This is a genomic window from Amycolatopsis sp. NPDC049688 (assembly GCF_040674975.1).
GTDB lineage: Bacteria > Actinomycetota > Actinomycetes > Mycobacteriales > Pseudonocardiaceae > Amycolatopsis.
In genome coordinates this window covers 12,403-34,942 of sequence record NZ_JBFANY010000018.1, presented here as the reverse complement: position 1 = coordinate 34,942, position 22,540 = coordinate 12,403, and the positions used below count along the sequence as shown (strand labels likewise).

The following is a 22,540-nucleotide window of genomic DNA, read 5'->3' as shown; positions in this document are numbered from 1 at the left end:
GGTTTTCTTTCCCCCTTCGGGTCCTGCCGCGAAATCTAGGACCGGCCCGGACGTCCGGGGAGACCGGAACGTTCCGCGAGCGCGGTACGGCAACCTTTCGCCGGTCCCGTGCGTTTCGGCCGGTCACGGCGGCGCACCCGCGGTCACGGGCAGGACACCCGGTTTTCCCGCAGCCACCGGCCCAGGTTCACCGGCGCGTCGGCCTGCATGGCCGCGTCCCGCTGGACGTCGAGGTCTTCGATCGCGAGCGCCGAGAGCGACCAGGCCAGCGGGGCTTCCAGCCCCGGCGACTTCGCCGGCCGGACGGCGAAGAACCGGCTTCCTCCGGACTCGAGCCCGCACTCCGGTCCCGCCCGGCCCGGGAGGGGACCGGTGAACGCCGCCCGGGCGCGTTGCTCCGCGATCAGGTCGTCGAGCCGGTCGGTGCGCTCGTTGGTGCTGGGCGGCACGAACAGCTCCTGGGTCCGCGCGGGCGGCACCTTCGACGCGACGGTCCGGTAGTGGTTGTCCAGCATGACGAAGACCGGCACCACGGTCGCTCCCCGCCCGGTCCGGTTGTGGGTCGCGACGAGCGGCTCCAGCCGTTGCCAGAGCGCGAGCACCGAGTCGATGCCGGTGTTGTCCGCGTAGCCGCCGTCGACGTCCGCGATGCGCGCGCCGTCGTCGCAGCGGTACAGCTGGGCCGAGGGCGAAACGTAGGGGAACCGGGCGGACAGCAGGGCCGCGGTCGACCGGCTGAACGTCCCGGCCCGGTGCCCCGCCGGGTCGCACACGTAGTCGAGCAGATCCGCCGTGGCCGGGGCGCCGGCCGCGCCGGTGATCCCGCCGCACACGTCCCGCTTGTGCACCAGCCGCAACGCGGAGATGTTCAGCCGGCAACCGCTTTCGACCTGGGTGCCGGTCAGCAGGAGCAACGGGTCCTGGGTGAAGAAGTCCTGCGCCAGCGCGGGCTCGCTGCGTTCCCAGCGTTCCTCCAGCCGCCGGGCGCGGTCGGGGCCGGGGAAGCCGACGACGGCGCGGGCGAGGTCCACGGTCAGCATCCAGGCGAAGGGGTCGCTCAGGTAGTCGTGGGCGAGCAGCGCCTGCCGGTACCACTCGGCGGAGCCGCCGCCGAGCGCGGCGACCCAGCCGGTGTCGCCGAGACTGCCACCCGAGGCACCCCCGAGGGCGAACACCGCCGACGCCTTCGTCCCGTCCGCGCACCCCGGCCGGGCGCGCTCGGTGCCGAAGAGCCGGGTGAGCGAGGACGCCGTCCAGTAGGCGGCGCGCTGGCCGCCACCCGGGCTGGCGACCAGCACCAGCGGGACCACCCCGGACTTCCGGTCGACGCAGTTCACGCCCTTCCACCGGGTCCACCGCGTCCACAGGTCGGCACCCGCGGCGTCCGGCGCCGCGCCACCGGCGTGGTGCGCGGCGTGCGAAGAGCCGTCGTTGAACGGTCCCAGGCTGCTCACCGCGAAGACGACCACCAGCAGCAAGGTCGCCGGCGTACGGGAAAACCCGAGGAACAGCAGGCCCGACGGGACCTGGTACCGCTCGGCCAGCCGTTGCGCTTCGGTCAGGGCCAGCAGCGCGAGACTCAGGAACGCCGCGGTCACCGGCAGCGCCGAGAAGGCCGGCCAGTCCGTGACGATGGCGAGCACCAGGACCAGCGCCGGGTAGGCCACCGCGGCGGGGACGAGCAGCCGCACGAGGGTGCTCACCCCGGGGTTCTCCGCGGCGGACACCGGTCTGGCGGTGTCGGCCCGCTTCAGCAGGCGGATCCCGGCAATGGCCAGCCCGGGCGTGAGGATCGACGCGACCAGGAGGACGACCGCGGCGACCACGAACGGGGTCGTCCCCGCCCGCCCGGCGGCCGGCAGCACGAACATCACGGGGGTGAACGCGGTGATCGCCGCGGCCATCAGCGCGACCATCGGGACCACCGCGATTCCGCGGGCCAGCGCGCTGATCTGGTTGCGGTACGCCTGGGGTGGCGCGTCGGCGTCCCGTTGCCGTTTTTCGTCCCGCTTCGCCACCAGGTCCCCGGGTTTGGCTTTGAACCAGTCCCAGATCAGGCCGAACACACCCAGTACCCCGGCCACCGTTCCGAGTCCCCACAAGGGTTTCCAACCCGAAACGGCGGCGATGCAGCAGACGGCGACGCCGAAGGCGAACAGCGCCCAGGACGGCAGTTCGGCCGTCCCCTGCGACCACTGGCTCAGCACCAGCCGCCGGGTCGTCCACCACACCACCCCGCCGAGCTGGACGACCCCGGCGGCCGCCACCAGGGGGGTCCAGGGAAACGCCCCGGCGTCGGCCCAGCGCCGGATGAGGTCGGACACCTGCCCGGTCGGTTCGAACAGGACCAGCCCCGCGAACAGGACGGCCGCCGCCACGGCGAGCCGCAGCCGCCAGAGGAACCGGCCGAGCAGCCGCAGCCGCACCAGGAGCTTCGCCCGGAACTCGGGCGAGCGCAGCCATTCCACGACGGCCCAGGCCACGAGCAGGAGCCCGACGAACTTGACGGTCGTGAACGCGTATGCGGCGTAGACCAGCGCCGGGTACGCCCGCACGTCCGGCGTGCCGACCTGGCAGAAAAGCGCCAGGCGCGTCACGTTCTCGGCGAGGTCGGCCGCCCCGATCACGCAGACGAGCACGGTGCGTTTTCCGGCGGTCAGCGTGGTGAGGAAGTGCAGCGGGGAAAGGGAATCCGGCGCGTCGGCGCCGACGAAGTCCTGCACCCGTCCGTACAGTTCCCGCAGCAGCAGCACGTAGACGACGATGAAGGCCAGGTCCACGGCGAAGTAGCACACCATCACCAGGGTGACCAGGGTCCGGGTGGGTTCCGCCGCCCAGGTCTGCAGCAGCGCGGTGGTGCGGTCGACCACCCCGGCCGGGCTGCCCCAGGCGATCGACTCGACGTCACCGGAAACGAGGCCGTCGACCTGGACGCCACCGAGCAGCACGTTCATCGCGCGCAGCGCGCACCAGAGGGCCACCGACACGACGAACCACCTGACCACCGGCATGGCACCTCCTCACGGTCTGTGCAGAGGTACTCGCCCGGGTACGCGGCGGGGTTACGCCGGAACGCGTATTTCGTCTGTTCGAGTGACGGGGAGTGGTCAGGGCGCGAGCGCCGAGGCGGCGCACAGCGCAGCCCAGGTCACGGCGAACGCGGCCACCTTCTTGCGCGCGGATCGATCGGGCAGCCCGGTGCCGAAGACGACGGCATCAGCGGCATCGGAGGCCACCCGTGCCCCGAGCGCGAACCGGAGCGGCTTGCCTGCGGGCGCGAACAGCATCGCGAGGCCGATGGCGGCATCACGGGCCCCGATGCCCGCGATCAAGGTCCGCACATCCGCGCTGACACCCCCGGAGGCGGTGGTCAGCCCGCAGGGTTTGGCCAGCACACGCGGCGCGGCAACGATGGTGACGCTGTAGGCGGCGGTCACCGCTCCGAGAACACGGGTCAGTACGGGCATCGGGAGCTTCTTTCCTCGGTGCGGTTCGGTCGGTGCCGCATACCCGGGGTGTTGGGCGCCAAACCCGGGACGCCCGGTGCGGCGGGGGGCCGTGCCGACTTGGCGGGGCGGGCCGCACCAGCTCGCGGGAAGCGGGCCGCACCAGCTCGCGGGAAGCGAGCCGCACCGATTCGCCGGGGAGCGGGCCGCGCCGATTCGGCGGGGAGCGGGCCGCACCGATTCGGCGGGGAGCGGGCCGCACCGATTCGGCGGCAAGGGCAAAGCAGAACCTGGGCAAGCAGTCCGCCGGCGCGGACCACGGCGATCCGACGGGTGCCCGCCCCGCCAGTCGCGCCGCGGCACTGGCGCTCGCTTCGGCGACTCCGTGCCGCCGGGCCCGCCGCCGTTCGACCCCGTGCCATCCGCCCGTGCGCCGGCCCCGCCGGCGCTCGCCACCCCGGCGGACATTCGCCCGTGCCGGGTGACGACCTGCCGTCCCGGCGCCGCCATCGTGGGATGCGCCGCCGCCCGTTTCCGGAGGAGTCAGCATGGTGCGAGCTTCGCTCACCGATTTCCCGGCGCACCGGTACCGCAAGCCCCGGCGGCACCGGGGTGCGGCCGGGGATCGCGCTGTGCGCCGTCCCTTCCGGGGACTCGCCGGCCGGCTCGGTGGTGGCGCGCAACCGCCGCCGGTCCCGTGGCCGCCCGAACGCGACCCCGGGGCCGGCGGTACCTCCTTCCCGCGGGCGCTCGTCGTGCTGCTGGGCGCCGCCGCCGCGGTGGTCGTGCTGGCCGGGGTGCAGGCCGTCGCCTGGTTCGCCGGGCCCGTCTTCCTCGCCCTCGTCGTCGTCATCACCCTCGATCCGGTGCGGACGTGGTTGCTGCGCAAGGGCTTGCCGCGCTGGCTGACCGTGGCCGTCCTGGTCGTCACCGTCTACCTGATCCTGTTCGCCTTCTTCCTCGTCATCGTCGTGTCCGTCGCGCAGCTGTCCACGCTGGTCCCCCGCTACACCGGGCGGGTCGACGAACTGCTGCACGACGGACTGGCCGTCCTCGGCCGGTTCGGCGTCGGCGAACCCGAACTGCGTGCCGTCTTGTCCTCTTTGGACACCGGAAAGCTGGTGGGCCTGGCCGGTTCCCTGCTCGCCGGGGTCGGCGGGCTGGTCACCAACCTCGCCTTCCTGTTCGCCCTGCTCCTCTTCCTCAGCGCCGAGACGGCCTGGGCGGGACAGCGGCTCGGCCGGATCGGGCAGGACCGGCCGTGGATTTCCGCGGCGTTGCGCGGCTTCGCCACCGGCACGCGGCGGTACCTGATCGTGACGACCGTGTTCGGCGGCCTCGTGGCGGCGCTCGACACCACCGCGCTCGCCCTGCTCGGCGTGCCCGGCGCGGTGCTGTGGGGCCTGCTCGCCTTCGTCACGAACTACATCCCCAACGTGGGCTTCGTGATCGGGGTGGCACCACCCGCGGTGATCGCGCTCCTCGACGGCGGCTGGCGCAGCCTGCTCATCGTGCTCGTCGTCTACGCGGCGCTGAACTTCGTGGTGCAGTCGCTGATCCAGCCCCGGTTCGTGGCCGGCTCGGTCGGCCTGTCCACTTTGGTCACAGTACTGGCGCTCGTGTTCTGGACCTGGCTGCTGGGCCCGCTCGGCGCGGTCCTCGCCGTCCCCGCCACCCTGCTGGCCAAGGCGCTGCTGGTCGACGTCGACCCGCGCGCCCGCTGGGCCGAAGCTCTGCTGTCCGCACCCCGCCGCGACGAAACCTGACCGGCTCAGGTCAAGCCGTGCTGCCGGGCGACCACCACCGCCGAGCGCCGGTTGTTCACGCCGAGCTTGCCGTAGATCGCCCGCACGTGCGTCTTCACCGTGTTGACCGACACCGTCAGATCCGAGGCGATCTCGTCCAGCGAACGCTGCGAAGGCAGCCGCTGCAGCACCACCTGCTCGCGGTCGGTCAGGCCGCTGGGCGGGGCGTGCGGGACGAGCCGGCCGCGGACCGCCTGGGCGAACCGGTCCAGCGAACCGAACCCTCCCGAGTGGTCGATCAGCAGGTCGGCCACTCGTGGCTCGGCGAGGGCGAACGGCCGCACCAGGCCGTTGGGGCGGGCGAGGGCGAGCGCCCGGTCGAGGGCGTGCAGCGCCTTGGTCCGCCGGTGGGAGCGCAACGCCAGTGCCGTCTCGGCCAGGCAGCGGTCGACCGGGGTCGCGGGCAGCAGCGCGGCCGCCGACGCGGTGTCCCGCAACACGGCTTCGGCCGTGTCCGTCTCGCCGGCGGCGAGGTGGGCGCGGACGCGCAGGACCGCCAGCTCGCCGCTGCCGGGCAGCCGCTCGTGGCCCCAGGCGAGCACTTCCGCCGCGTGCAACGCCTCGCCGAGGGCGAGCGCCGCGTGGTACTCCGCGACCGCGCACACCGCGATGACCTCGCGGGGCAGGTCGAGCGCGGCCAGCAGGCGGCGGGCCGCGCGCATGGCCTGCGAACCCGCCGGCCGGTCGCGGTTGTCGAACCGCACCATGCCCTCGAAGAATCCTCGCAGCGGTACCAGCAGCGGCGCGCTTCCGGGCACCTCCGCCGACGTCGCCTGGGCCAGTTCCCGGGCCGCGGCCACCGGCTCCGCGCGCATCAGATCGTCGTAGGCGAGCAGCAGGTGGCACTCGGCCACGCCCGGGGACCGGCGCCGGCCGCTCCGCCGGGCGACGGCGAGCGCGCCCGTGCAGGCACGCCGCATCGCCGGGTGGTCGCCCCCGACTGCGGTGGCGACGGCCACCGCCAGCCGGCTGTGCAGCACGAGGTGGTCGAGCCGCTCGGTGTGGGCCAGCCGCAGGGCCTCCTGCGCCTGGGTGACGGCGTGCCGGCGGGCACCGCGGTGCAGGGACTGCCACGCGCGGTCGAGCTTCACCCAGGCGTCGAGTTCCCGGTCCGCCCGGCCGTCCGCCGGCGGCACGGGTCTTCCCGTCAGGACGGCCAGGTGCCGGACGGCGAGCGGCCAGCGGCCGTCGCCGGGCGCCGCCGTGGCGAGGTCGGCCGCCGCGTCGGCGAACTGCCCGCGCTGGATGTTCTCCAGCGCCGAGGCCAGCCGCAGCGGCGGGCTCGCGGCGACCGTGGCGGCCCCCAGGTAGGTGAGCGCGACCCGCACCGGTTCCCCGTCCCCGGCGAGCACCTGCCGCACGGCGTGGTCCCGCGCCAGCGCGAGGACCCGCCGCCGGTCCCGGCCCGCCACGGCGTGCCGGAGGGCCTCCCCGAACCGGCCCCGCCCGGCGTACCACCGGGCGGCGGCGCCGTGCAGCCGCAGCATCCGGTCCAGGTCCCGCCGCGCCAGCTCGGCGCGCAGGAAGCCGCGCAGCAACGGCGGCAGCCGAAAGGTTTCGGCCGGCGTGCGCACGACGAGGGCCATCGTCCGCTCGACCTCGTCCAGGATCGCCCCGGCCGCCGGACGACCCGACAGGTGGACCGCCAGCGCCGCGCCGACTGTCTCGCACACGCTGATGCACAGCAGCAGATCGGACGTCTCCGCGGGCAGCCGCGAGAGCACTTCGTCGGCGAAGAACTTCGCCACCGCACGTTCGTCGCCGCTGACGGAGGCGACGAGCGCGTCGGCGTCTTCCGCTTCGCGCACCGAAACCGCGGCCCAGCCGAGCGCGGCGGCCCAGCCCGCGGTGCGTTCGGTGAGCTCCCGGACGCGGTCGTCGCCGACGGCCGTGCCGGTGGCGCGCAGCAGGCCGGCCGTTTCCCGCGTGGTGAACCGGAGTTCGGTGCCCTCCACGCGGGACAATGCGCCTTCGACGTGCAGCCGGGCCAGCCGCAGCCGCGGCTCGACCCGGGTGGCGAGCACCAGCCGCAGCCCGGCCGGCAGGTCACGGGCGAGCGCCGCCAGCGCGTCCAGTGCTTCCGGGCGCGAGATCTCGTGGAGGTCGTCCAGGACCAGGCGGACGGGCTGGTCCAGACCGGTCAGGGCGTCGTCCAGATCGGCCAGGAAGGCCCGCCGCCGCCCGGGCGGCGGCGGGCCGAGGCGGTGCACCCGGTGGTCCCCCGGCACCGCCGGGCAGCGGCGCAACGCGGCGAGGATCGCCGCCCACAGCCGGGATTCGTCGTTGTCGCCTTCGTCCAGGGATACCCAGGCGACGTCGCGGCCGGCACCGGCCCAGGCGGCCAGCGCCGTGGTCTTGCCGGCGCCGGCCGGGGCGCGCACCACCGTGACGCGCCGGGTGGCCGCGTGGTCGAGCAGGGCGTCGAGCCGGGGACGGGGGACGAAGATGCCCGGCAGGCGCGGAACTGCCGCCTTGGCACCGGGAACGGACCGGAACGGGGTCGTCGTTCGAACGGGCACGTCAACCTCTCGGCTGTCGGGAGAATTCGCCCCGGTTCCGCGGTCGACGCCGGACGGAGGCCACGACTGTACTGATCACCGGCAGGTCACCGGGGCGCCGGGGTCACCAGATTTCGTAGGTGGCTTCGTCGCCGTGCACGATGACGGCCCAGATCACCAGGACGTCGAGGGCGATCACGAGGACGCCCCAGAACGGGTAGGCGGACAGGAAAGCCAGCTGCGCCAGTGCGTTGAACCCGGCCAGCGCGACCGTCACGACCCGCGCCCACTGCGCGCCGGTGAACAGCGCGATGCCCGTCAGCACGACCAGGATGCCGACGATCAGGTGCAGCCAGCCCCAGCCGGCCAGGGAGAAGACGAGCAGGCCGGACGGGCCGATGACGTAGTAGTCCCGGTCGAACAGCGCGACGACGCCTTCGACCACGTTGAACAGTCCGGCCAGGACGGTGATCGCCCCGGCGAACCAGATCCAGCCGACCCGCCGCGACCGGGCGACCGCCCGCTCCGGCGGGAGGGGCGCCCGGTCGCCGGTGGTTCCGGACCGGGGGTGCATGGGTTCGGTCATGATGCCTCTTCCTCGTTCGTGGACGGGCTGCGGACCCGGGCGATCATGGTCGGTCGCGCGTCCGCGGGGCCTCGCCCGCCCCAGGTGAGATCGGGTGGCCCGGTCCGCGGCTCACACGGCGTGGGCGATGACCCGCGCCGGCCTCCGCGCGAGGGTGCGGCAGACCACTGTTCCCGGACCGAGGAGGAAGCCGTGTCCACCTTGACCGTGTGGCGGTTCCCCACCGTCGAAGGCGCCGAAAACGCCCTGGATCTGCTCAAGCAGCTGCAGAAGCAGCAACTGATCTCGATCGCCGACGCCGCGTACGTGACCTGGCCGGAGGGGCGGAAGAAGCCGAAAACCAAGGACCTCGGCTCGCTGACCGGCGCCGGCGCGCTGGGCGGGGGCTTCTGGGGCCTGCTGTTCGGCCTGATCTTCCTGGTCCCGTTGCTGGGCATGGCCGTCGGCGCCGCGATCGGGGCGCTGACCGGGTCGCTGAGTCACGTCGGGATCGACGAAGAGTTCGTCGAGACCGTCCGCGCGCAGGTCACCCCCGGGACGTCCGCGCTGTTCGTGATGTCCGAGGACACCGTCCTGGACCGGGTGATCGAGCCGTTCAAGGAAACCGGGGCCACCCTGCTGAGCACCAACCTGTCCGATGCGGAGGAAGCCCGGCTGCGCGGCGCGTTCGCCGAGGCGCCCCACCTGGAACCGCGGTAGACCGGTCACGCGGGCCGGACCGCGGCGACGCCCCCGAGCGCCGCCGCGGCCACCCGCGGGAGGTCCGGCCGGCCGCGGTGCGCTCCCCCGAGAGCGCCCCGCGGCGGGCTCGACGGGATGGCCGAACGCGGCGCCGGGGACGCTGCGGCCGCCACCGGGGAGATCCCCGTGACACACCCGCCGGGGCGCCGCCGTCCGCTCGTCGTCCGTTCCGCCATCACCGCACCTCCACGGCCCCACCCTGAGGTGCTCGCCGGCGCGGGTCGTCACCCGTGGTGGATGACTCCCCGCTTCACCCCCGGCGGGCGACGCCCCGGCCGGTCCCGCGGCCGACGATCCGTCCCATGACTCTCACCGACAAGGAGATCGCGGCCCCCGACGTGCGGATCGCCCGGGCCCGCGCCGCCCGCGGCACCGTGCCCGCCGCGAGCCACGCGGAGTTCCCCAGCCTCGTCCGGCGCGCCGACCCGCTCACGTTGCTGGCCCGCCAGGACACCGACCGGGTACCTGAGCTGCTGCCGCTGCGCTACGGCCGGATGGCCGCGTCGCCGCTGGCGTACTTCCGCGGCGCCGTGCTGCCGGCCACGGCGGACCTGGCCGCGACCCCGCGGACCGGGTTCTCCGTCCAGGCCTGCGGCGACGCCCAGCTCGCCAACTTCGGCCTGTTCGCCGTGCAGGGCCGCCGGCTGGTCTTCGACTTCGCCGACTTCGACGAAACCCTGCCCGCGCCGTGGGAATGGGACGTCAAGCGGCTCGCCGCGAGCTTCGAGGTCACCGGGCGCGAGAACGAGCACCCGGCGGGCCAGCGCCGGCGCACGGTGATCGCCGCGGTCGAGTCCTACCGCCTGGCGATGCACGACTTCGCGCGCCGCACCCCGCTCGACATCTTCTTCGCCCCGGCCGACGCCCGCACGCTGCGGGTGGTCGCGGCCCACCGGCTGGGCCCGGCCCGCCGCCGCGCCGCCGGGGTGCGCCGGTTCACCGAGATCCGCGACGGGCAGCTGCGGCTGGCCGCGCGCCCGCCGTCGGTGGTGCCGGCGGGCCACCTCGCCGGCGACGGCGACCCGGCGACGCTGACCGAGCGCCTCGGCGTCGTGCTCGCGCGGTACCGGCGCACGCTCGGCCCCGCGCGGCGGGCGCTGCTGGACCGCTACCGGCTCGCCGACGCGGCCCGCGCGGTGACCGGGCCGGGTGGCGCGGGCACGCGGTGCTGGGTGGCGCTGCTGGTCCGGACCGGCACCGGCGATCCGCTGTTCCTGCAGCTGAAGGAGGCCCGGCCGTCGGTGCTGGAGGGCTACGCCGGGACCGCCGCACCGGGCGGTGCCGGCCGGCGGGTGGTGACCGGGCAGCGGCTGATCCAGGCCACCGGCGACGTCTTCCTCGGCTGGGCGCGCGGCGCGGAGTTCGACGGCCGCACCGGCGACTTCCACGTCCGCCGGCTGCGCGACGACCACGACGCCGGGGACGTCACCGCGATGACCCCGGACGTCCTGCGCGCCCACGCCCGGCTGTGCGGGTGGACGCTGGCCCGCGCGCACGCGCGGACCGGTGACCCGCTCGCGATCGCCGCGTACCTCGGCTCCGGTCCGGCGTTCGCCGAAGCCGTCCGGGAGTTCGCCGTGGCCTGCGCCGACCAGACCGAACGCGACCACGCCGCGCTGCGGCAGGCGATCCGGTCGGGCCACGTCACGGCGGCGACCGGATCGTGAGGCCGCCGGCGTCACGGGGACGCGCGGTGCACCACCAGGGGCAGCTCCCGGACGCGGTGGACGGACACGACGTGCAGCCCGAGCGCCTCGAGCCGGCCCAGGATTTCCGGGAGCCGGCCGGGGTCGGCCACCGTGCCGAACACGATGGTTTCGGGCGGAACCGGGACGACGAGCACGTCCCGGAAATCGCCGGTCCCCTCGGCGGCCCGGTCGGGAATGGCACCGTTGCCCCGGAAGACGTAATGGGCGCCCGCCGTCAGGCCGAGAACGCCGCCCCGGGTCACCGTGCCCTCCGCTCGCGCCGGGTCCGGCCCGCCGAATACCAGGCACGCGCGACCACGGCCACGTCGAGCAGCAGCATCGCCGCCGACCAGCCCCGCGCCGGCAGGAAGACCAGCCGCGCGACCAGGTCGGCCCCGGCCCGGACGCCGGTGCGGAGCTCGGCCGCCGGGCTCAGCGCGGCGAGCGCGACGACCAGCCAGAGCAGCACCGAAGCCAGGCTGATCCGGCCCGTCCGCAGCACGTCGAGCACCACCGCCTCACCCGGTCCGAGCCAGCAGAAGTGCGCGCCGGCGAATCGCCGCCGGCTGCTTCCCGATGAATTCCCGCTTATTTTCACCCGCCACACGATTCTGCTCCCGGCCGTTGTTCTCCTCGCCCGCAGCGGGTGAGCCGGACGTTTTGCGTGGCAGGATCCGCGGGATTGCCCGAAACCGATCACGAAGGAGAAAAGCGCATGCGCCAGTGCCCCGACGTCCCGTCGCGAAGACGAATTCCGAGAACGAAGATCACCGTTCCCGGCCCGCCGGCGGATCTCGTGTCCCGGCCGCGCCTGCGCACCGTTCTCGACGGCGCGAGCGAAGCGGCCGTGGTGTTCGTCGGCGCCCCCGCCGGGTTCGGCAAGACCGTCCTCCTCGCCGACTGGGCGCGGCACCGGGAGCACGGCTCGGTCGCCTGGCTCGCGGCGGACGCCGAGGACAACGACGACCACCTCTTCTGGTCCGCCGTCCTCGAAACCCTCGGCCGCAGCGGCCGGATCCCCGGCGGCAACCCGCTGCGGCTGCTCGCCGTCCCCGAGGCCCCGAGCACCGACTTCGGTTTCCTGAGCGCGGTCGCCGACGCGCTCGACGCGCTGCCCGAGCCCGTGGTGCTCGTCGTCGACAGCGCCCAGGAGATCACCGCGCCCGAACCGTGGCAGGGGTTGCAGGCGCTGGTCCGCCACCAGCCGGCGGGGCTGTGCCTGGCCGTCTCGAGCCGGCGGGAACCACCGCTGCCGCTGGGCCGGGCGCGGCTCGCGGGCCGGCTCGTCGAGGTCGGCCCCACCCGGCTGCGGTTCACCGCGGAGGAGGCGGAAACCCTGCTCGCCACGGCCGGCCGGGCGATCCCGCGGGAGCAGGTCACCCGGCTGGTCGCCGCGACCGGGGGCTGGCCGGCCGGGCTGCGGCTCGCGGCGGCGTCCGCCACCCGCCACGGCAGCCTGCGGGACTTCGAGGCCGGCCGGGACGACGCCGTCCTCGCCTACCTGACCGACGAAGCCCTCGCCTCCCTCAGCCCGCCCCAGCGGGAACTGCTGCGCACGATCAGCATCTGCGACGACGTCCCGGCCGGGCTGGCGACAGTGCTGTGCGGCCGGACGGACGCGGAGGCGACGCTGCGCGAGCTCGGCGAGCCCGCCACCCGGCTGGTCGAGTCCACCGGCACCCCGCTGCACCACCGCATGACGCCGCTGCTGCGCACCTACCTGCGCGCCGAGCAGCAGCGGCGGGCGCCCGACCGGACCCGGGCGCTGCACGCGACGGCGGCCCGCTGGTTCGCCGGGCACCACCGGCCGGCGCCGGCGTTGCTGCACAGCGTCCGGTCCGGGAATCCCGCCCGGGTCGGCGAACTCCTGCGCGAGCACGCCGTGACGCTGTTCGTCGCAGGTGAGCACGACGTCCTGCGGCAGGCCCTCGCCCTGCTCGAGGACCGGCGGATCGCGGCAGGCGCCCCGGCCGCGCTGGTTTCGGCCGCCCTGTGCCTGGAGGCGGCCGAAACCTCGGCGGGCCGCCTGTACCTGGCCCGCGCCGAAGCGTCGTGGCCGGACCGCGCGGTGCCGGAGCTGACCCTCCTGCGCCGGCTGACCCACGCCCGGCTCGCGCAGCTCGACCGCACCCCCGCCCACGCGCTTCGCGTGGCCGAGCTGGTCGACGAGGAGCCGGCCGCCGGGAGCGAGCTGCGAGGGCTCGCGGCCGTGCACCGCGCCGGCGTGCTCATCGCGCGCGACCAGCGCAAGCAGGCCCGGGAGGCGCTGATCGGGGTCCTCGGCACCGCCGAGCAGGTGCACCAGGACTTCACCGTCGCCCGGTGCCTCACCCTGCTGGCCGAGCTGGCCTGCCACGACGGCGACTACCGGGCGATGGACACCCTGGCCCGGCGGGCCGGCAGCCGCCTGCCGCGCCAGGATTCCCCACGGTCGCTGCAGGGCGCCCAAGCCCACGCCCTGATGGCGTACGGCGCCCTGTTGCGCGGCGAACCCGCCGGCTGCGTCGAACACGCGAAGCGGATCGGGCAGTTGCTCGGCGACGCCCCCGCGCGGGCTGCCCGCGACCTGCGGATGTTCGCCGAAACCCTGCGCGGGGCCGCCGAGTTCGAGCTCGGCGGCTGGCACGCGGGGCTGCGGCGGATGCGCCGGGCCCGCACCCGCCTCGTGACCGGGCGCGGCTGTTCCGCCGGGCACGCCGCCCTGTGCGCGGTGCTGGAACAGCGCGCGGCCCTGCGGCTGGGCGCGGCGGGCCAGGCCAGGGAGACCGTGCGCTGGGCCCTGCCGGTCCTCGCCGGTTCGGGCGAGCAGCTCCTGATGCGCGCCCGGACGCAGCTCCGGCTCGGCCGCCACCACGCGGCGAGCACCGTGCTGCGGTCGCTGGCCGAGGACGGACCACCGCCGGAACTGGCCTGGCTCCCGATCGAGGCGTCGCTGCTGGGCGTGCAGGCGGCGCTGGCGGCCGGGGCGCGCGACCGGGCCGCCCGGCTGCTCGACGACGCGGTGCGGGCCGCCGAACCCGCCGGCGTCCGGTTCCCGTTCGTCTTCGCCCCGCCCGAGCTGGTCGGGTTCCTCACCAGCCGGCTGGGCCGCCTCGGCGCGGGGGAACGGTTCGCCGGCGAGGTCCTCGCGCTGCGGCGCCGGCTGCGCACCCCGCCGATGCCGGCCCCGCTGACCGAACGCGAGCGCAGCGTGCTGCGCCTGCTGCCGACGCAGCGGTCGATCGACGAGATCGCCCAGGACCTGACCGTCTCCCCCAACACCGTCAAGACCCACGTCCGCGGGATCTACGCGAAGCTCGACGTCCGCAGCCGGCGCGAGGCGGTCACGATCGCGCAGGAACGAGGTCTGCTCGACGCCGAAGTCGCCGACTTCACGGTCTGACGTCCTCGCCCCACCCGGCGCGGGTGAGGCGGGCGCACCCGGGATCGGTGTCGAGTGGGCCGGGCACGCGCGAGCGTGCCTGGCCCCGATCCCGGACCCGAGGAGAAGTCATGGCCCTGGCGAGTGCGGAGTACCCGTTCCTGAACCTGATGTGGACGATGCTGGTGTTCTTCTGCTGGATCGCCTGGTTCTGGCTGCTGTTCGTGACCTTCGGCGACCTGTACCGCCGGGCCGACGTCTCCGGCTGGGCCAAGGCGGGCTGGACGGTACTGGTGATCGTGCTGCCGTTCGTCGGCGTGCTGCTCTACCTCTGCACGCAGGGCCGCAACATCCTCGAACGGCAGCGTGCCCGCGAGGTGGCCGGCCGGCGGCGGTTCGACGACTACGTGCGTTCGGTGTCCACAGCGGACTCCACCGGGGCGGCGCAGATCGCCGAAGCCCGGCGGCTGCTCGACGACGGCGTCATCGACGACGCGGAGTTCGAAGCCCTCAAGCGGAAGGCCCTCGCGCGTTGACCGCGGCCCGGCGGTGGCGGTTCGTCCACCTGGCCGTGCTCCGGCCCCTGCTCACGGTCACCGCGCTGCTCAGCCTCTACTACCTGCTCCCGGTCGACCAGGCCCTGCGGCCGTGGACGGCGGCCGTCTTCACCGCCGGTCTCGCCGTGCTGGTGCTGCTGGTCGTCGGCGAGGTGCGGATGATCCTGCGTTCCCCGTTCCCGGCCTGGCAGGGCGTCCAGGCGCTCGCCCTGATCGTCCCGCTGTTCCTGCTGCTGTTCGCCGACGCCTACTACGTGCTCGCGCAGGACCGGCCGGGTTCCTTCGGCACCGGCCTGACCCGCACCGACGCCCTGTACTTCACGGTCACGGTGTTCGCCACGGTCGGCTTCGGCGACATCACCCCGGTGTCCGCCACCGCCCGGGTGCTGGTGACCGTGCAGATGGTCGCGGACCTGGTGGTGCTGGGCGTGGTGCTGCGGGTGATCCTCACCGCGGTGCGGCACCGGCGCTCGTCCACTGTGGACGGATCAGTCGGACGGCAGCCGCAGCGCCGCGGCCAGCCCGGCCACCGCCACGACGCCGAGGGTGGTGAGGGCGAGGGCGAAGGACCGCCCGCCGAGGTGCGGCGTCCCGGCCAGGACCGAGCCGGCCAGCGCCGTCCCCACCGACGAGCCGAGGTTCGACGCACTGCGGGAAACCCCCGAGATGTCGCCCTGGGCGGCGTCCGGGAAGCGCGACTGCACCAGGTTCACCGACGCCGTCAGCATGACCCCGACCCCGGCGCCGAGCAGGAACAGGCCCGGCACCGCGCTCGCCACCCCGGAGTCCGCCCGGACCAGCAGCAGCATGAGGGCGAGACCCGCGACGGTGACGGCGAACCCGGCGCGGACGAGCCCGCGCTGGGAGTGCCGGCGCGCCAGCCGGCCCGCCGCGGCCGAGGCCCCCAGGATGCCGGCCGTGGCCGGGGTGAGCATCAGCCCGGTCTCGATCGCGCTGTACCCGCGGACCTCCTGCAGGAAGACCGCGACGACGAAGAACGCACCCTGCAGGACGAGCCACTGCACGTGCTGGGTGGTCAGCCCGAGCCGGGTGACGCGGTCGCGGAAGAGCCCGGACGGCACCAGCGCGTCCCGGCCCGCCCGTTCCCGCGCGCGGACGTGCGCGAAGAACACGGTGAGGAAGCCGGCACCGATGCCGGCGAACAGCCACACCGGCGAGATCCCGCCGGCGGGGAGCAGGACCACGCCGCCGACGGCGAAGTCCGCGCGTGAGACGAGCCAGCCGTAGGTCCCCGTCTGCAGGACACCGAAGACGACGAAGAACAGCCCGGCCGCCGAGAGGATCGCGCCGGCGACGTCGAACTTCTCTTCGCGCGGCGGTGCGGGCGGCTCGGTGACCCGCACCGCCAGCAGGACGATCAGGACGACCAGGAGGACCTGCAGCAGGAAGGACGCCCGCCAGCCCAGCCACGTCGTGACCAGGCCGCCGACGAGCGGGCCGGCCGCGGCCCCGAGCGCGCCGGCCCCGCTGACCACGCCGAACGCCCGCGCCCGGGCCGCCAGCCCGGGGCTGGTCACGGTGACCAGGATGTAGATCGGCGGGATCATCAGCGCCGACCCGATGCCCTCCAGCACGGAGTAGCCGAAGATCAGCAGCGCCGGTCCGTGCGCGGCCGAAGCCAGCAGCGCGCCGGAGCCGTACACGGCCAGCCCGGCCAGGAAGCACCGTTTGCGGCCCAGCAGGTCGCTCAGCTTGCTGCCGGGCACCATGAGCGACGCCATGGTCAGGGTGAACACCGTGATCGCCGCCTGCACGCCGAGCACGGTCGTGCCGAGGTCCGCGGCGATGGCGCTGACGGCGACGGTCATGGTGGTCGCGGCGTAGCTCGCGACGAACTGGGCGAGGGCCAGGGGCAGCACGATCATCGGCGGGCCTTCCTCGTCGGGTGCCGCACACGGTGGCGCGCCCCGCCCCGGGCCACCTCACCCCGCGGGGATGAGGCAGCGCCCGGCGGCGCCCGGGACGGTGCCGGTGAGGGGACCCCGGTGCCGATGGAGGAGCCATGACCGAAACCACGATCGCCGAGCACGGGCTGATCGGCGATCTGCAGACGGCCGCGCTGGTCACGACCGACGGGTCGATCGACTGGTTCTGCTGCCCCCGCTTCGACTCGCCGTCGGTCTTCGGCGCCCTGCTCGACGACGAACGCGGCGGCCGGTTCCGGATCCGGCCCGCCGGTGCCTGCGCGAGCTCCCAGATGTACCACCCGGACACCGCGGTGCTGATCACCCGGTTCTCCGGCCCCGACGGCATCGGCGAGGTGGTCGACTTCATGCCGCCCTGCGACGGGCCCGCCACCACCCGGCACCGGATCGCCCGGCTCGTGCGCTGCGTCCGCGGCCGGATGACGTTCGACGTCGTGGTCGCGCCCCGCTTCGACTACGGCCGCCGTCCGCACCAGGCGATGCTCGTCGCGAACGGGGCCGTGTTCGTCGCGCGCGACACCTCCCTCGTGCTGCACGCGGTCCGCGAGCCCGGCGACGAGCACCTCGCCGAAACCCGCATCGAAGGCGGTGACGTGCACCTGCGGCTCACCCTGGACGCCGGCCAGGTGCGCGGGGTCGTGCTCGAGACCGATTCCGCGGAGCCGCCGCGCGAGATCCGCGTCGCCGAGTTCGAAGCGCTCTTCCAGTCCACTGTGGACTGGTGGCGCGGCTGGCTGGCCCGCTCCACCTACCGCGGCCGCTGGCGGGAGATCGTGTTCCGGTCCGCGATCACGCTCAAGCTGCTCACCTACGCGCCGACCGGCGGCCTGGTCGCCGCGCCCACCCTCGGGCTGCCCGAGGAACTCGGCGGGGAACGGAACTGGGACTACCGCTACACCTGGGTCCGCGACGCGTCGTTCTCGGTGTCGGCGTTGCTGTCACTCGGGTTCGCCGAGGAGGCCGCCCGGTTCGGGAACTGGCTCGGCGACCGCATCCGCGAAGGCCGGGGCGGGACGAGCGGGCCGCTCGCCGTGCTGTACCGGGTGGACGGCACGACGGACCTGGCCGAGGAGAGTCTCGCGCACTGGTCCGGGTACCGCGGGTCGGCCCCGGTCCGGATCGGCAACGACGCGGCCGGCCAGCTGCAGCTCGACATCTACGGCGAAGCCCTCGACAGCGTCTTCGCCGCCGACCGGGCCGGGTTCGAACTCCCCCACCAGGGCTGGACGGCCCTGCGCGCGGCCCTCGACTGGCTCGGCGAACACTGGGACCAGCCCGAGGAAGGCATCTGGGAGACGCGCGGCGGCCGGCAGCGGTTCACCTACGGCAGGCTGATGAGCTGGGTCGCCTTCGACCGCGGCATCCGGCTGGCGGGCACGCACGGCCGTCCGGCCCCGGTCGAGGACTGGACCTGGCAGCGCGACAGCATCCACGGCCAGATCCTCGACCGCGGCTGGCACCGCACGCGCAACGCGTTCGTCCAGCACGACACCGGCGACGAGCTCGACGCGGCCCTGCTCCGCATGCCCCGCACCGGATTCCTCCCGGCCACCGATCCACTGTGGCTCTCGACGCTCGACGCGATCAAGACCGGCCTGGTGACCGACAGCCTGGTCTACCGGTACGACCCGGCCGCGTCCCCGGACGGGCTCGCCGGCTCCGAAGGCACGTTTTCCTTGTGCAGCTTCGCCTACGTCGACGCCCTGGCCCGGGCGGGCCGGCTGGAGGAGGCGCGCACGGCGTTCGAGAAGATGCTGACCTACGCCAACCACGTCGGGCTGTACGCGGAGGAGATCGCCCCGACCGGCGAGCAGCTCGGCAACTTCCCGCAGGCGTTCACGCACCTGGCCCTGATCGACGCCGCCGTCACCCTCGACCGGATCCTCGGCTGAGGAGGCCGGGTCTCCCCCGCCACGGGTGACCCGGCCCGGCCCCGCGCGGAACACGATGAGGCACCCGTCGAGGCGAGCCCCGGGAGGCCGACAGCCATGACCACCACCAACCGACCACACCGGTCCGCGGAACCAGCCGGGCCGCCACCCGCGGAGGGGGCCGGCCGCGCGAAACCACCGGCCGCGGCGTGGATTTCCTGGGTCGCGCTCGCGCTCATGACGACCGGTTCGGTCGCGAGCCTGCGCCCCTCGCCGACCATGGCGGTGTACGGCCTCGCGGCCGTCTTCCTCTACGTCGTCCCGGCGATCGTCTTCCTGCTGCCGACGTCGCTGGTCTCCGCCGAGCTGGCGTCGGGCTGGCCGGGCGGGGTGTACAACTGGGTCGCGCTCGGGATCTCCAAGCCGATGGGGTTCCTGGCCGTCTGGTGCCAGTTCGCGATGACGATCTTCTACTACCCCAGCCTGCTCGGGTACGTCGCCAGCACGCTCGCGTACGTCTTCGACCCGGACCTGGCGAACAGCGGGTGGTGGACGGCCGCGGTCATCGTCGTGGCGTACTGGTCGGGCGTCTGGATCTCCTCCCGGGGCACGAAGGGGGTGGCCGGGCTGGCCGGCGGCGGCCTCGTCATCGGGACGCTGCTGCCCGGCGTGCTGCTCGTCGTCCTCGGGATCGTGTTCCTCGGGCAGGGGCACCCGTCGGCGGCCCCGATGTCGGCGGACCACCTGCTGCCCGCGTGGGCCGGGCTGGCGAGCCTCGTGCTGATCGTGAACAACTTCCTGTCCTACTCGGGCATGGAGATGAACGCGGTGCACGTGTCCTCGCTGCGCAAGCCGGGCAAGGAGTTCCCGCGGGCGATGTTCCTGGCGATGGGGCTGGTGCTGCTCATCTTCATCCTGCCCGCGCTCGCGATCAGCTGGGTCATCCCGGCCGACCGGCTCTCGCTGACGGCCGGCGTGATGCAGGCCTTCGACGCCGTCTTCGCCGGTTTCGGGATCCAATGGCTGACGCCGCTGATCGGGATCCTGCTCGTCCTGGCCTCGCTCGGCGGGATGCTGACGTGGCTGGCCGGCCCGTCGAAGGGCCTGCTGCTCATCGCCCGGCAGGAGGGGTACCTGCCGCCGTTCCTGCAGCGGCTCAACGGCCGGGGCGTGCAGCAGAACATCCTGGTCGTCCAGGGCGCGGTCACCACGCTGATCGCGCTGCTCTACGCCTTCATCCCGGACGTGTCGAGCGCGTACTGGATCTTCTCGGTGATCACCACGCAGGTGTACCTGATCATGTACCTGCTGATGTTCGCCGCCGCGGTGCGGTTGCGGCGCAAGTACCCCGATCACCCGCGGGGGTTCCGCGCACCGCTGCTGCTCGGCCTGTGCGGCGTCGGGTTCTGTGCGTCGCTGGCCGCGCTGCTGGTCGGGTTCGTCCCGCCGTCGCAGTTCGGCTCGGGCAGCCCGTGGGTGTACCTCGGGATCGTCGCCGGCGGCGCGCTCGGCCTCGGCCTGCTGGTGCCGTTCCTGTTCTACCGCTTGCGCAAACCGTCGTGGCGGCAGCCGGAGGTGACCGCGTCATGACCACTGTGGACGAACAGTCGACCCGGGGGCAGCGGACGGCCGTCTACTTCGTGGTGGCGGTCGTGCTGGGCGGGTTGCTGGTGGCCGGTTACCTGGTCCACCGGTCCGCGGTCTGCGCCGACCTGACCGGCGCGGTCGCCCGGGCGGCGAGCGACACCGCCGGTGGCCCGGGCGCACGCCCGCTCCTCCGGCCGGCGCTGCGGTACGCCGGCCCCTGCCCGGTGGGCGGGTGAGCGCGGTGGACCTGCGGAACCGGATCGACGCCCTGATGCCCCGGGCGCGGGAGGAACTCGCGGAGCTCGTCGCGCTGCGGTCGGTGGCCGACCCGCGGCAGTTCCCGCCCGACGAGTGTCACCGCGCGGCCGTGTGGGTCGCCGACGCGTTCGCCGAGGCCGGCTTCCGCACGACCCTCGCCGACACGCCGGACGGCAGCCAGGCCGTGGTCGGTACCCGGCGCTGCGGCCGGGCGGACGCGCCGGCCGTGCTGCTCTACGCGCACTACGACGTCCAGCCACCGCTGGCCGACGACGAATGGCGGACGCCGCCGTTCCGGCTGACCGAAGTGGACGGACGCTGGTACGGGCGCGGTGCCGCCGACTGCAAGGGCAACATCCTCATGCACCTCACGGCGTTGCGGGCCCTCGGCGACGACGTGCCGGTCGACCTCAAGCTGGTCGTCGAAGGCTCGGAGGAGCAGGGCACCGGCGGGCTGGAGGCGTTCGTCCCGGACCACGCGGACCTGCTGCGGGCCGACGCGATCCTGGTGGCCGACACCGGGAACGCGGCGGTCGGCCATCCGGCCGTCACGGTCAGCCTGCGCGGCCTGGTCAACGTCGTCGTCTCGGTCGAAGCACTGCCGTCCGAGCTGCACTCGGGCATGTTCGGCGGGCCCGCCCCGGACGCGCTGGCCGTGCTGGTGCGGGTGCTGGCCTCCCTCCGCGACGACGAGGGCGCCACCACGGTCCACGGCCTGCCCGGCGACGGCCGCTGGTCCGGCGCCCCGTACCCGGCCGACCGGTTCCGGGCGGACGCGGGCCTGCCACCCGGCGCCGTCCTGCTGGGCGGCGGCGAAGTCGCGGACACGCTGTGGGCCCGCCCGGCGCTGACGGTGCTGGGCATCGACTGCCCGCCGGTGGTCGGCTCGACGGCGGCGCTGGCCCCGCGGGCGCGGGCCCGGCTGAACCTGCGCATCCCGCCGGGCGTCGACCCGCACCACGCGGCGTGCGCGCTGACCGAGCACCTCCAGGCGGCCGCGCCGTGGGGGGTGGAGGTCTCGGTGGACGTCGAGGCGATCGGCCAGCCGTTCCTGGCCGCCACCGACGGTCCGGCGTACGCGACGATGGCCCACGCGATGCAGACGGTGTACGGCCGCCCGGTGAGCAGGCTCGGCCAGGGCGGTTCGATCCCGTTGTGCACGGTCTTCGCCGAGACCTACCCCGACGCCGAGATCCTGCTCATCGGCGTCGAGGAACCACAGGCCCGCATCCACGCGCCGAACGAAAGCGTGGCACCGCAGGAGATCGCGGCCATGGCCCTGGCCGAAGCCCGGTTCCTCCGCGACTACGGCCGGACCTCCCGCGGTGCCGCCGGTCAGGAAGCGGAGACGGAATAGCTGTTCGAGGTGAAGTTCAGCCCACCCGCCGAGGAGGTGATTTCGAACCCGAACTGCACCTCGCCCAGTGTCACGTCCCCGAACCAGCCGCGGGCCTTGATCCAGTTGAGCACCGCGAGCACGTCGACCGTGCCCGCGTTCGTGTTCGACGTCCGCAGGAACGAGAAGACCGCGTTCGACCCGTTCGATCCCTTGTAGACGTCCCAGGTGTGGCCGCCGACGCTCACCGTCGTCTGCTTGCTGCCGATGGGGCCGACCGCGCCCTGCTTGTTCATCCACAGCATGATTTCGTAGGCGTTGTTGTTCGCCCAGATGTCATAGGCCGTCTCGTAGGCGCCACTGCCCGCGCGGCCGACGTTGAAGCTGCTGGAAACCTGGCGCAGGGAACTGAGCGTCCGGCCGACGTTCTTCGCCGAGTGCGGGTACGATTTGACGCCACCGGTGTTCGGGTGGTCCGCCCACACGCCCCAGTTGCTGTAGGAATTCGCCCAGATCGTCTGGGGGCCGGCCCCGCTGCCCCAGACGTCGTTGCGGACGGTGTACCCGCCGTTGGACCAGGTCGCCCACTTGTCAGAGGACGACCAGGTGGCCGCTTCGGCCACCCCGGCGGTGCCGGCCACCACGGCGGCCGCGGTCAGCGAGACGAGCAGGGAACGCACGACTTTGTGCATCGGTTCATCCTTTCCCGGAAATCGAACGGGAGGCGGGACGACTATTGCAGCCGCGTTGTGCGCCGGTCAAGATCCGGTGCGTTACTCACCCACATTCGATCGATTCGGACAATGGCATCGATGATTTCAACGGCAGCGATCGTCGATGTGGTCGAACGAACCGGATTA

The 22,540-nt window shown here is 74.0% G+C and carries 18 protein-coding genes and 1 pseudogene; 10 read left to right on the top strand and 9 right to left on the bottom strand.

Annotated elements, in window-relative coordinates; translation table 11 throughout:
* Window positions 1–143 precede the first annotated feature (143 nt).
* Window positions 144–3,011 (bottom strand): hypothetical protein, encoded by a 2,868-nt coding sequence (locus tag AB0J55_RS38100; RefSeq protein WP_364260268.1) that lies wholly within the window; start codon window positions 3,009–3,011, stop codon window positions 144–146.
* 96 nt (window positions 3,012–3,107) lie between these two features.
* Window positions 3,108–3,467: a hypothetical protein gene (locus tag AB0J55_RS38095; protein WP_364260266.1), complete on the bottom strand. Its 360-nt coding sequence runs from the start codon at window positions 3,465–3,467 to the stop codon at window positions 3,108–3,110.
* 527 nt (window positions 3,468–3,994) lie between these two features.
* Between AB0J55_RS38095 and AB0J55_RS38090 the strand changes: the two genes are divergently transcribed.
* The gene (locus AB0J55_RS38090) at window positions 3,995–5,212 is read left to right on the top strand and encodes an AI-2E family transporter (RefSeq protein WP_364260264.1); all 1,218 of its coding nucleotides are present in this window, start codon (window positions 3,995–3,997) and stop codon (window positions 5,210–5,212) included.
* A gap of 5 nt (window positions 5,213–5,217) precedes the next feature.
* On the opposite strand, the gene AB0J55_RS38085 is transcribed toward AB0J55_RS38090, so the two are convergent.
* Entirely contained in the window at window positions 5,218–7,770 is a 2,553-nt protein-coding gene (locus AB0J55_RS38085) for a LuxR C-terminal-related transcriptional regulator (RefSeq protein ID WP_364260262.1), read from the bottom strand.
* Window positions 7,771–7,873: 103 nt separating this feature from the next.
* Window positions 7,874–8,335 (bottom strand): hypothetical protein, encoded by a 462-nt coding sequence (locus AB0J55_RS38080; protein ID WP_364260260.1) that lies wholly within the window; start codon window positions 8,333–8,335, stop codon window positions 7,874–7,876.
* 192 nt (window positions 8,336–8,527) lie between these two features.
* On the opposite strand from AB0J55_RS38080, the gene AB0J55_RS38075 reads away from it, so the two are divergent.
* Complete coding sequence (locus tag AB0J55_RS38075; protein WP_364260258.1) at window positions 8,528–9,034, top strand: DUF1269 domain-containing protein; 507 nt, start codon at window positions 8,528–8,530, stop codon at window positions 9,032–9,034.
* Between the two features lie 5 nt (window positions 9,035–9,039).
* On the opposite strand, the gene AB0J55_RS38070 is transcribed toward AB0J55_RS38075, so the two are convergent.
* Entirely contained in the window at window positions 9,040–9,252 is a 213-nt protein-coding gene (locus AB0J55_RS38070; protein ID WP_364260255.1) for a hypothetical protein, read from the bottom strand.
* A 126-nt stretch (window positions 9,253–9,378) separates the two neighbouring features.
* Between AB0J55_RS38070 and AB0J55_RS38065 the strand changes: the two genes are divergently transcribed.
* On the top strand, window positions 9,379–10,743 hold the full coding sequence (locus tag AB0J55_RS38065; protein WP_364260252.1) for a DUF2252 domain-containing protein: 1,365 nt from the start codon (window positions 9,379–9,381) through the stop codon (window positions 10,741–10,743).
* An 11-nt stretch (window positions 10,744–10,754) separates the two neighbouring features.
* On the opposite strand, the gene AB0J55_RS38060 is transcribed toward AB0J55_RS38065, so the two are convergent.
* The gene (locus AB0J55_RS38060) at window positions 10,755–11,027 is read right to left on the bottom strand and encodes a hypothetical protein (RefSeq protein ID WP_364260249.1); all 273 of its coding nucleotides are present in this window, start codon (window positions 11,025–11,027) and stop codon (window positions 10,755–10,757) included.
* A complete protein-coding gene (locus AB0J55_RS38055; RefSeq protein WP_364260246.1) occupies window positions 11,024–11,278 on the bottom strand; it encodes a hypothetical protein in 255 nt (84 codons plus the stop codon). The genes AB0J55_RS38060 and AB0J55_RS38055 overlap by 4 nt, the downstream gene beginning before the upstream one ends.
* Window positions 11,279–11,479: 201 nt before the next feature.
* Here AB0J55_RS38055 and AB0J55_RS38050 point away from each other — a divergent pair, with 201 nt between their 5' ends.
* The 3 genes and pseudogenes from AB0J55_RS38050 to AB0J55_RS38040 form a co-directional block, all read left to right on the top strand.
* The gene (locus AB0J55_RS38050) at window positions 11,480–14,146 is read left to right on the top strand and encodes a LuxR C-terminal-related transcriptional regulator (RefSeq protein ID WP_364260244.1); all 2,667 of its coding nucleotides are present in this window, start codon (window positions 11,480–11,482) and stop codon (window positions 14,144–14,146) included.
* A 110-nt stretch (window positions 14,147–14,256) separates the two neighbouring features.
* Complete coding sequence (locus tag AB0J55_RS38045) at window positions 14,257–14,661, top strand: SHOCT domain-containing protein (RefSeq protein ID WP_364260242.1); 405 nt, start codon at window positions 14,257–14,259, stop codon at window positions 14,659–14,661.
* 179 nt (window positions 14,662–14,840) lie between these two features.
* Window positions 14,841–15,080, top strand: a pseudogene (locus AB0J55_RS38040) (ion channel); the annotation flags it as partial.
* A gap of 90 nt (window positions 15,081–15,170) precedes the next feature.
* Here the strand turns inward: AB0J55_RS38040 and AB0J55_RS38035 are convergent.
* The gene (locus AB0J55_RS38035; protein WP_364260239.1) at window positions 15,171–16,568 is read right to left on the bottom strand and encodes an MFS transporter; all 1,398 of its coding nucleotides are present in this window, start codon (window positions 16,566–16,568) and stop codon (window positions 15,171–15,173) included.
* Between the two features lie 137 nt (window positions 16,569–16,705).
* Here AB0J55_RS38035 and AB0J55_RS38030 point away from each other — a divergent pair, with 137 nt between their 5' ends.
* From AB0J55_RS38030 to AB0J55_RS38015, 4 genes are all read left to right on the top strand, one after another.
* Entirely contained in the window at window positions 16,706–18,520 is a 1,815-nt protein-coding gene (locus AB0J55_RS38030; RefSeq protein ID WP_364260236.1) for a glycoside hydrolase family 15 protein, read from the top strand.
* Window positions 18,521–18,616: 96 nt separating this feature from the next.
* A complete protein-coding gene (locus tag AB0J55_RS38025) occupies window positions 18,617–20,089 on the top strand; it encodes an APC family permease (RefSeq protein ID WP_364260233.1) in 1,473 nt (490 codons plus the stop codon).
* Window positions 20,086–20,322 (top strand): hypothetical protein, encoded by a 237-nt coding sequence (locus AB0J55_RS38020; protein ID WP_364260230.1) that lies wholly within the window; start codon window positions 20,086–20,088, stop codon window positions 20,320–20,322. The genes AB0J55_RS38025 and AB0J55_RS38020 overlap by 4 nt, the downstream gene beginning before the upstream one ends.
* Window positions 20,319–21,701, top strand: a complete 1,383-nt coding sequence (locus AB0J55_RS38015) for a dipeptidase (RefSeq protein WP_364260227.1) — start codon at window positions 20,319–20,321, stop codon at window positions 21,699–21,701. Before AB0J55_RS38020 ends, AB0J55_RS38015 begins: the two co-directional genes overlap by 4 nt.
* On the opposite strand, the gene AB0J55_RS38010 is transcribed toward AB0J55_RS38015, so the two are convergent.
* On the bottom strand, window positions 21,680–22,372 hold the full coding sequence (locus AB0J55_RS38010) for a hypothetical protein (RefSeq protein ID WP_364260224.1): 693 nt from the start codon (window positions 22,370–22,372) through the stop codon (window positions 21,680–21,682). The two genes, AB0J55_RS38015 and AB0J55_RS38010, sit on opposite strands and share 22 nt — an antisense overlap.
* Between the last annotated feature and the right edge of the window lie 168 nt (window positions 22,373–22,540).

Excerpts from the sequence above, each read along its gene's own strand:
- AB0J55_RS38065 (WP_364260252.1), top strand. The coding sequence starts at position 9,379 with ATGACTCTCACCGACAAGGAGATCGCGGCCCCCGACGTGCGGATCGCC.
- AB0J55_RS38050 (WP_364260244.1), top strand. The coding sequence starts at position 11,480 with ATGCGCCAGTGCCCCGACGTCCCGTCGCGAAGACGAATTCCGAGAACG.
- AB0J55_RS38035 (WP_364260239.1), bottom strand. The coding sequence starts at position 16,568 with ATGATCGTGCTGCCCCTGGCCCTCGCCCAGTTCGTCGCGAGCTACGCC.
- AB0J55_RS38045 (WP_364260242.1), top strand. The coding sequence starts at position 14,257 with ATGGCCCTGGCGAGTGCGGAGTACCCGTTCCTGAACCTGATGTGGACG.
- AB0J55_RS38070 (WP_364260255.1), bottom strand. The coding sequence starts at position 9,252 with ATGGCGGAACGGACGACGAGCGGACGGCGGCGCCCCGGCGGGTGTGTC.
- AB0J55_RS38020 (WP_364260230.1), top strand. The coding sequence starts at position 20,086 with ATGACCACTGTGGACGAACAGTCGACCCGGGGGCAGCGGACGGCCGTC.
- AB0J55_RS38090 (WP_364260264.1), top strand. The coding sequence starts at position 3,995 with ATGGTGCGAGCTTCGCTCACCGATTTCCCGGCGCACCGGTACCGCAAG.
- AB0J55_RS38010 (WP_364260224.1), bottom strand. The coding sequence starts at position 22,372 with ATGCACAAAGTCGTGCGTTCCCTGCTCGTCTCGCTGACCGCGGCCGCC.
- AB0J55_RS38025 (WP_364260233.1), top strand. The coding sequence starts at position 18,617 with ATGACCACCACCAACCGACCACACCGGTCCGCGGAACCAGCCGGGCCG.
- AB0J55_RS38100 (WP_364260268.1), bottom strand. The coding sequence starts at position 3,011 with ATGCCGGTGGTCAGGTGGTTCGTCGTGTCGGTGGCCCTCTGGTGCGCG.
- AB0J55_RS38030 (WP_364260236.1), top strand. The coding sequence starts at position 16,706 with ATGACCGAAACCACGATCGCCGAGCACGGGCTGATCGGCGATCTGCAG.
- AB0J55_RS38080 (WP_364260260.1), bottom strand. The coding sequence starts at position 8,335 with ATGACCGAACCCATGCACCCCCGGTCCGGAACCACCGGCGACCGGGCG.
- AB0J55_RS38095 (WP_364260266.1), bottom strand. The coding sequence starts at position 3,467 with ATGCCCGTACTGACCCGTGTTCTCGGAGCGGTGACCGCCGCCTACAGC.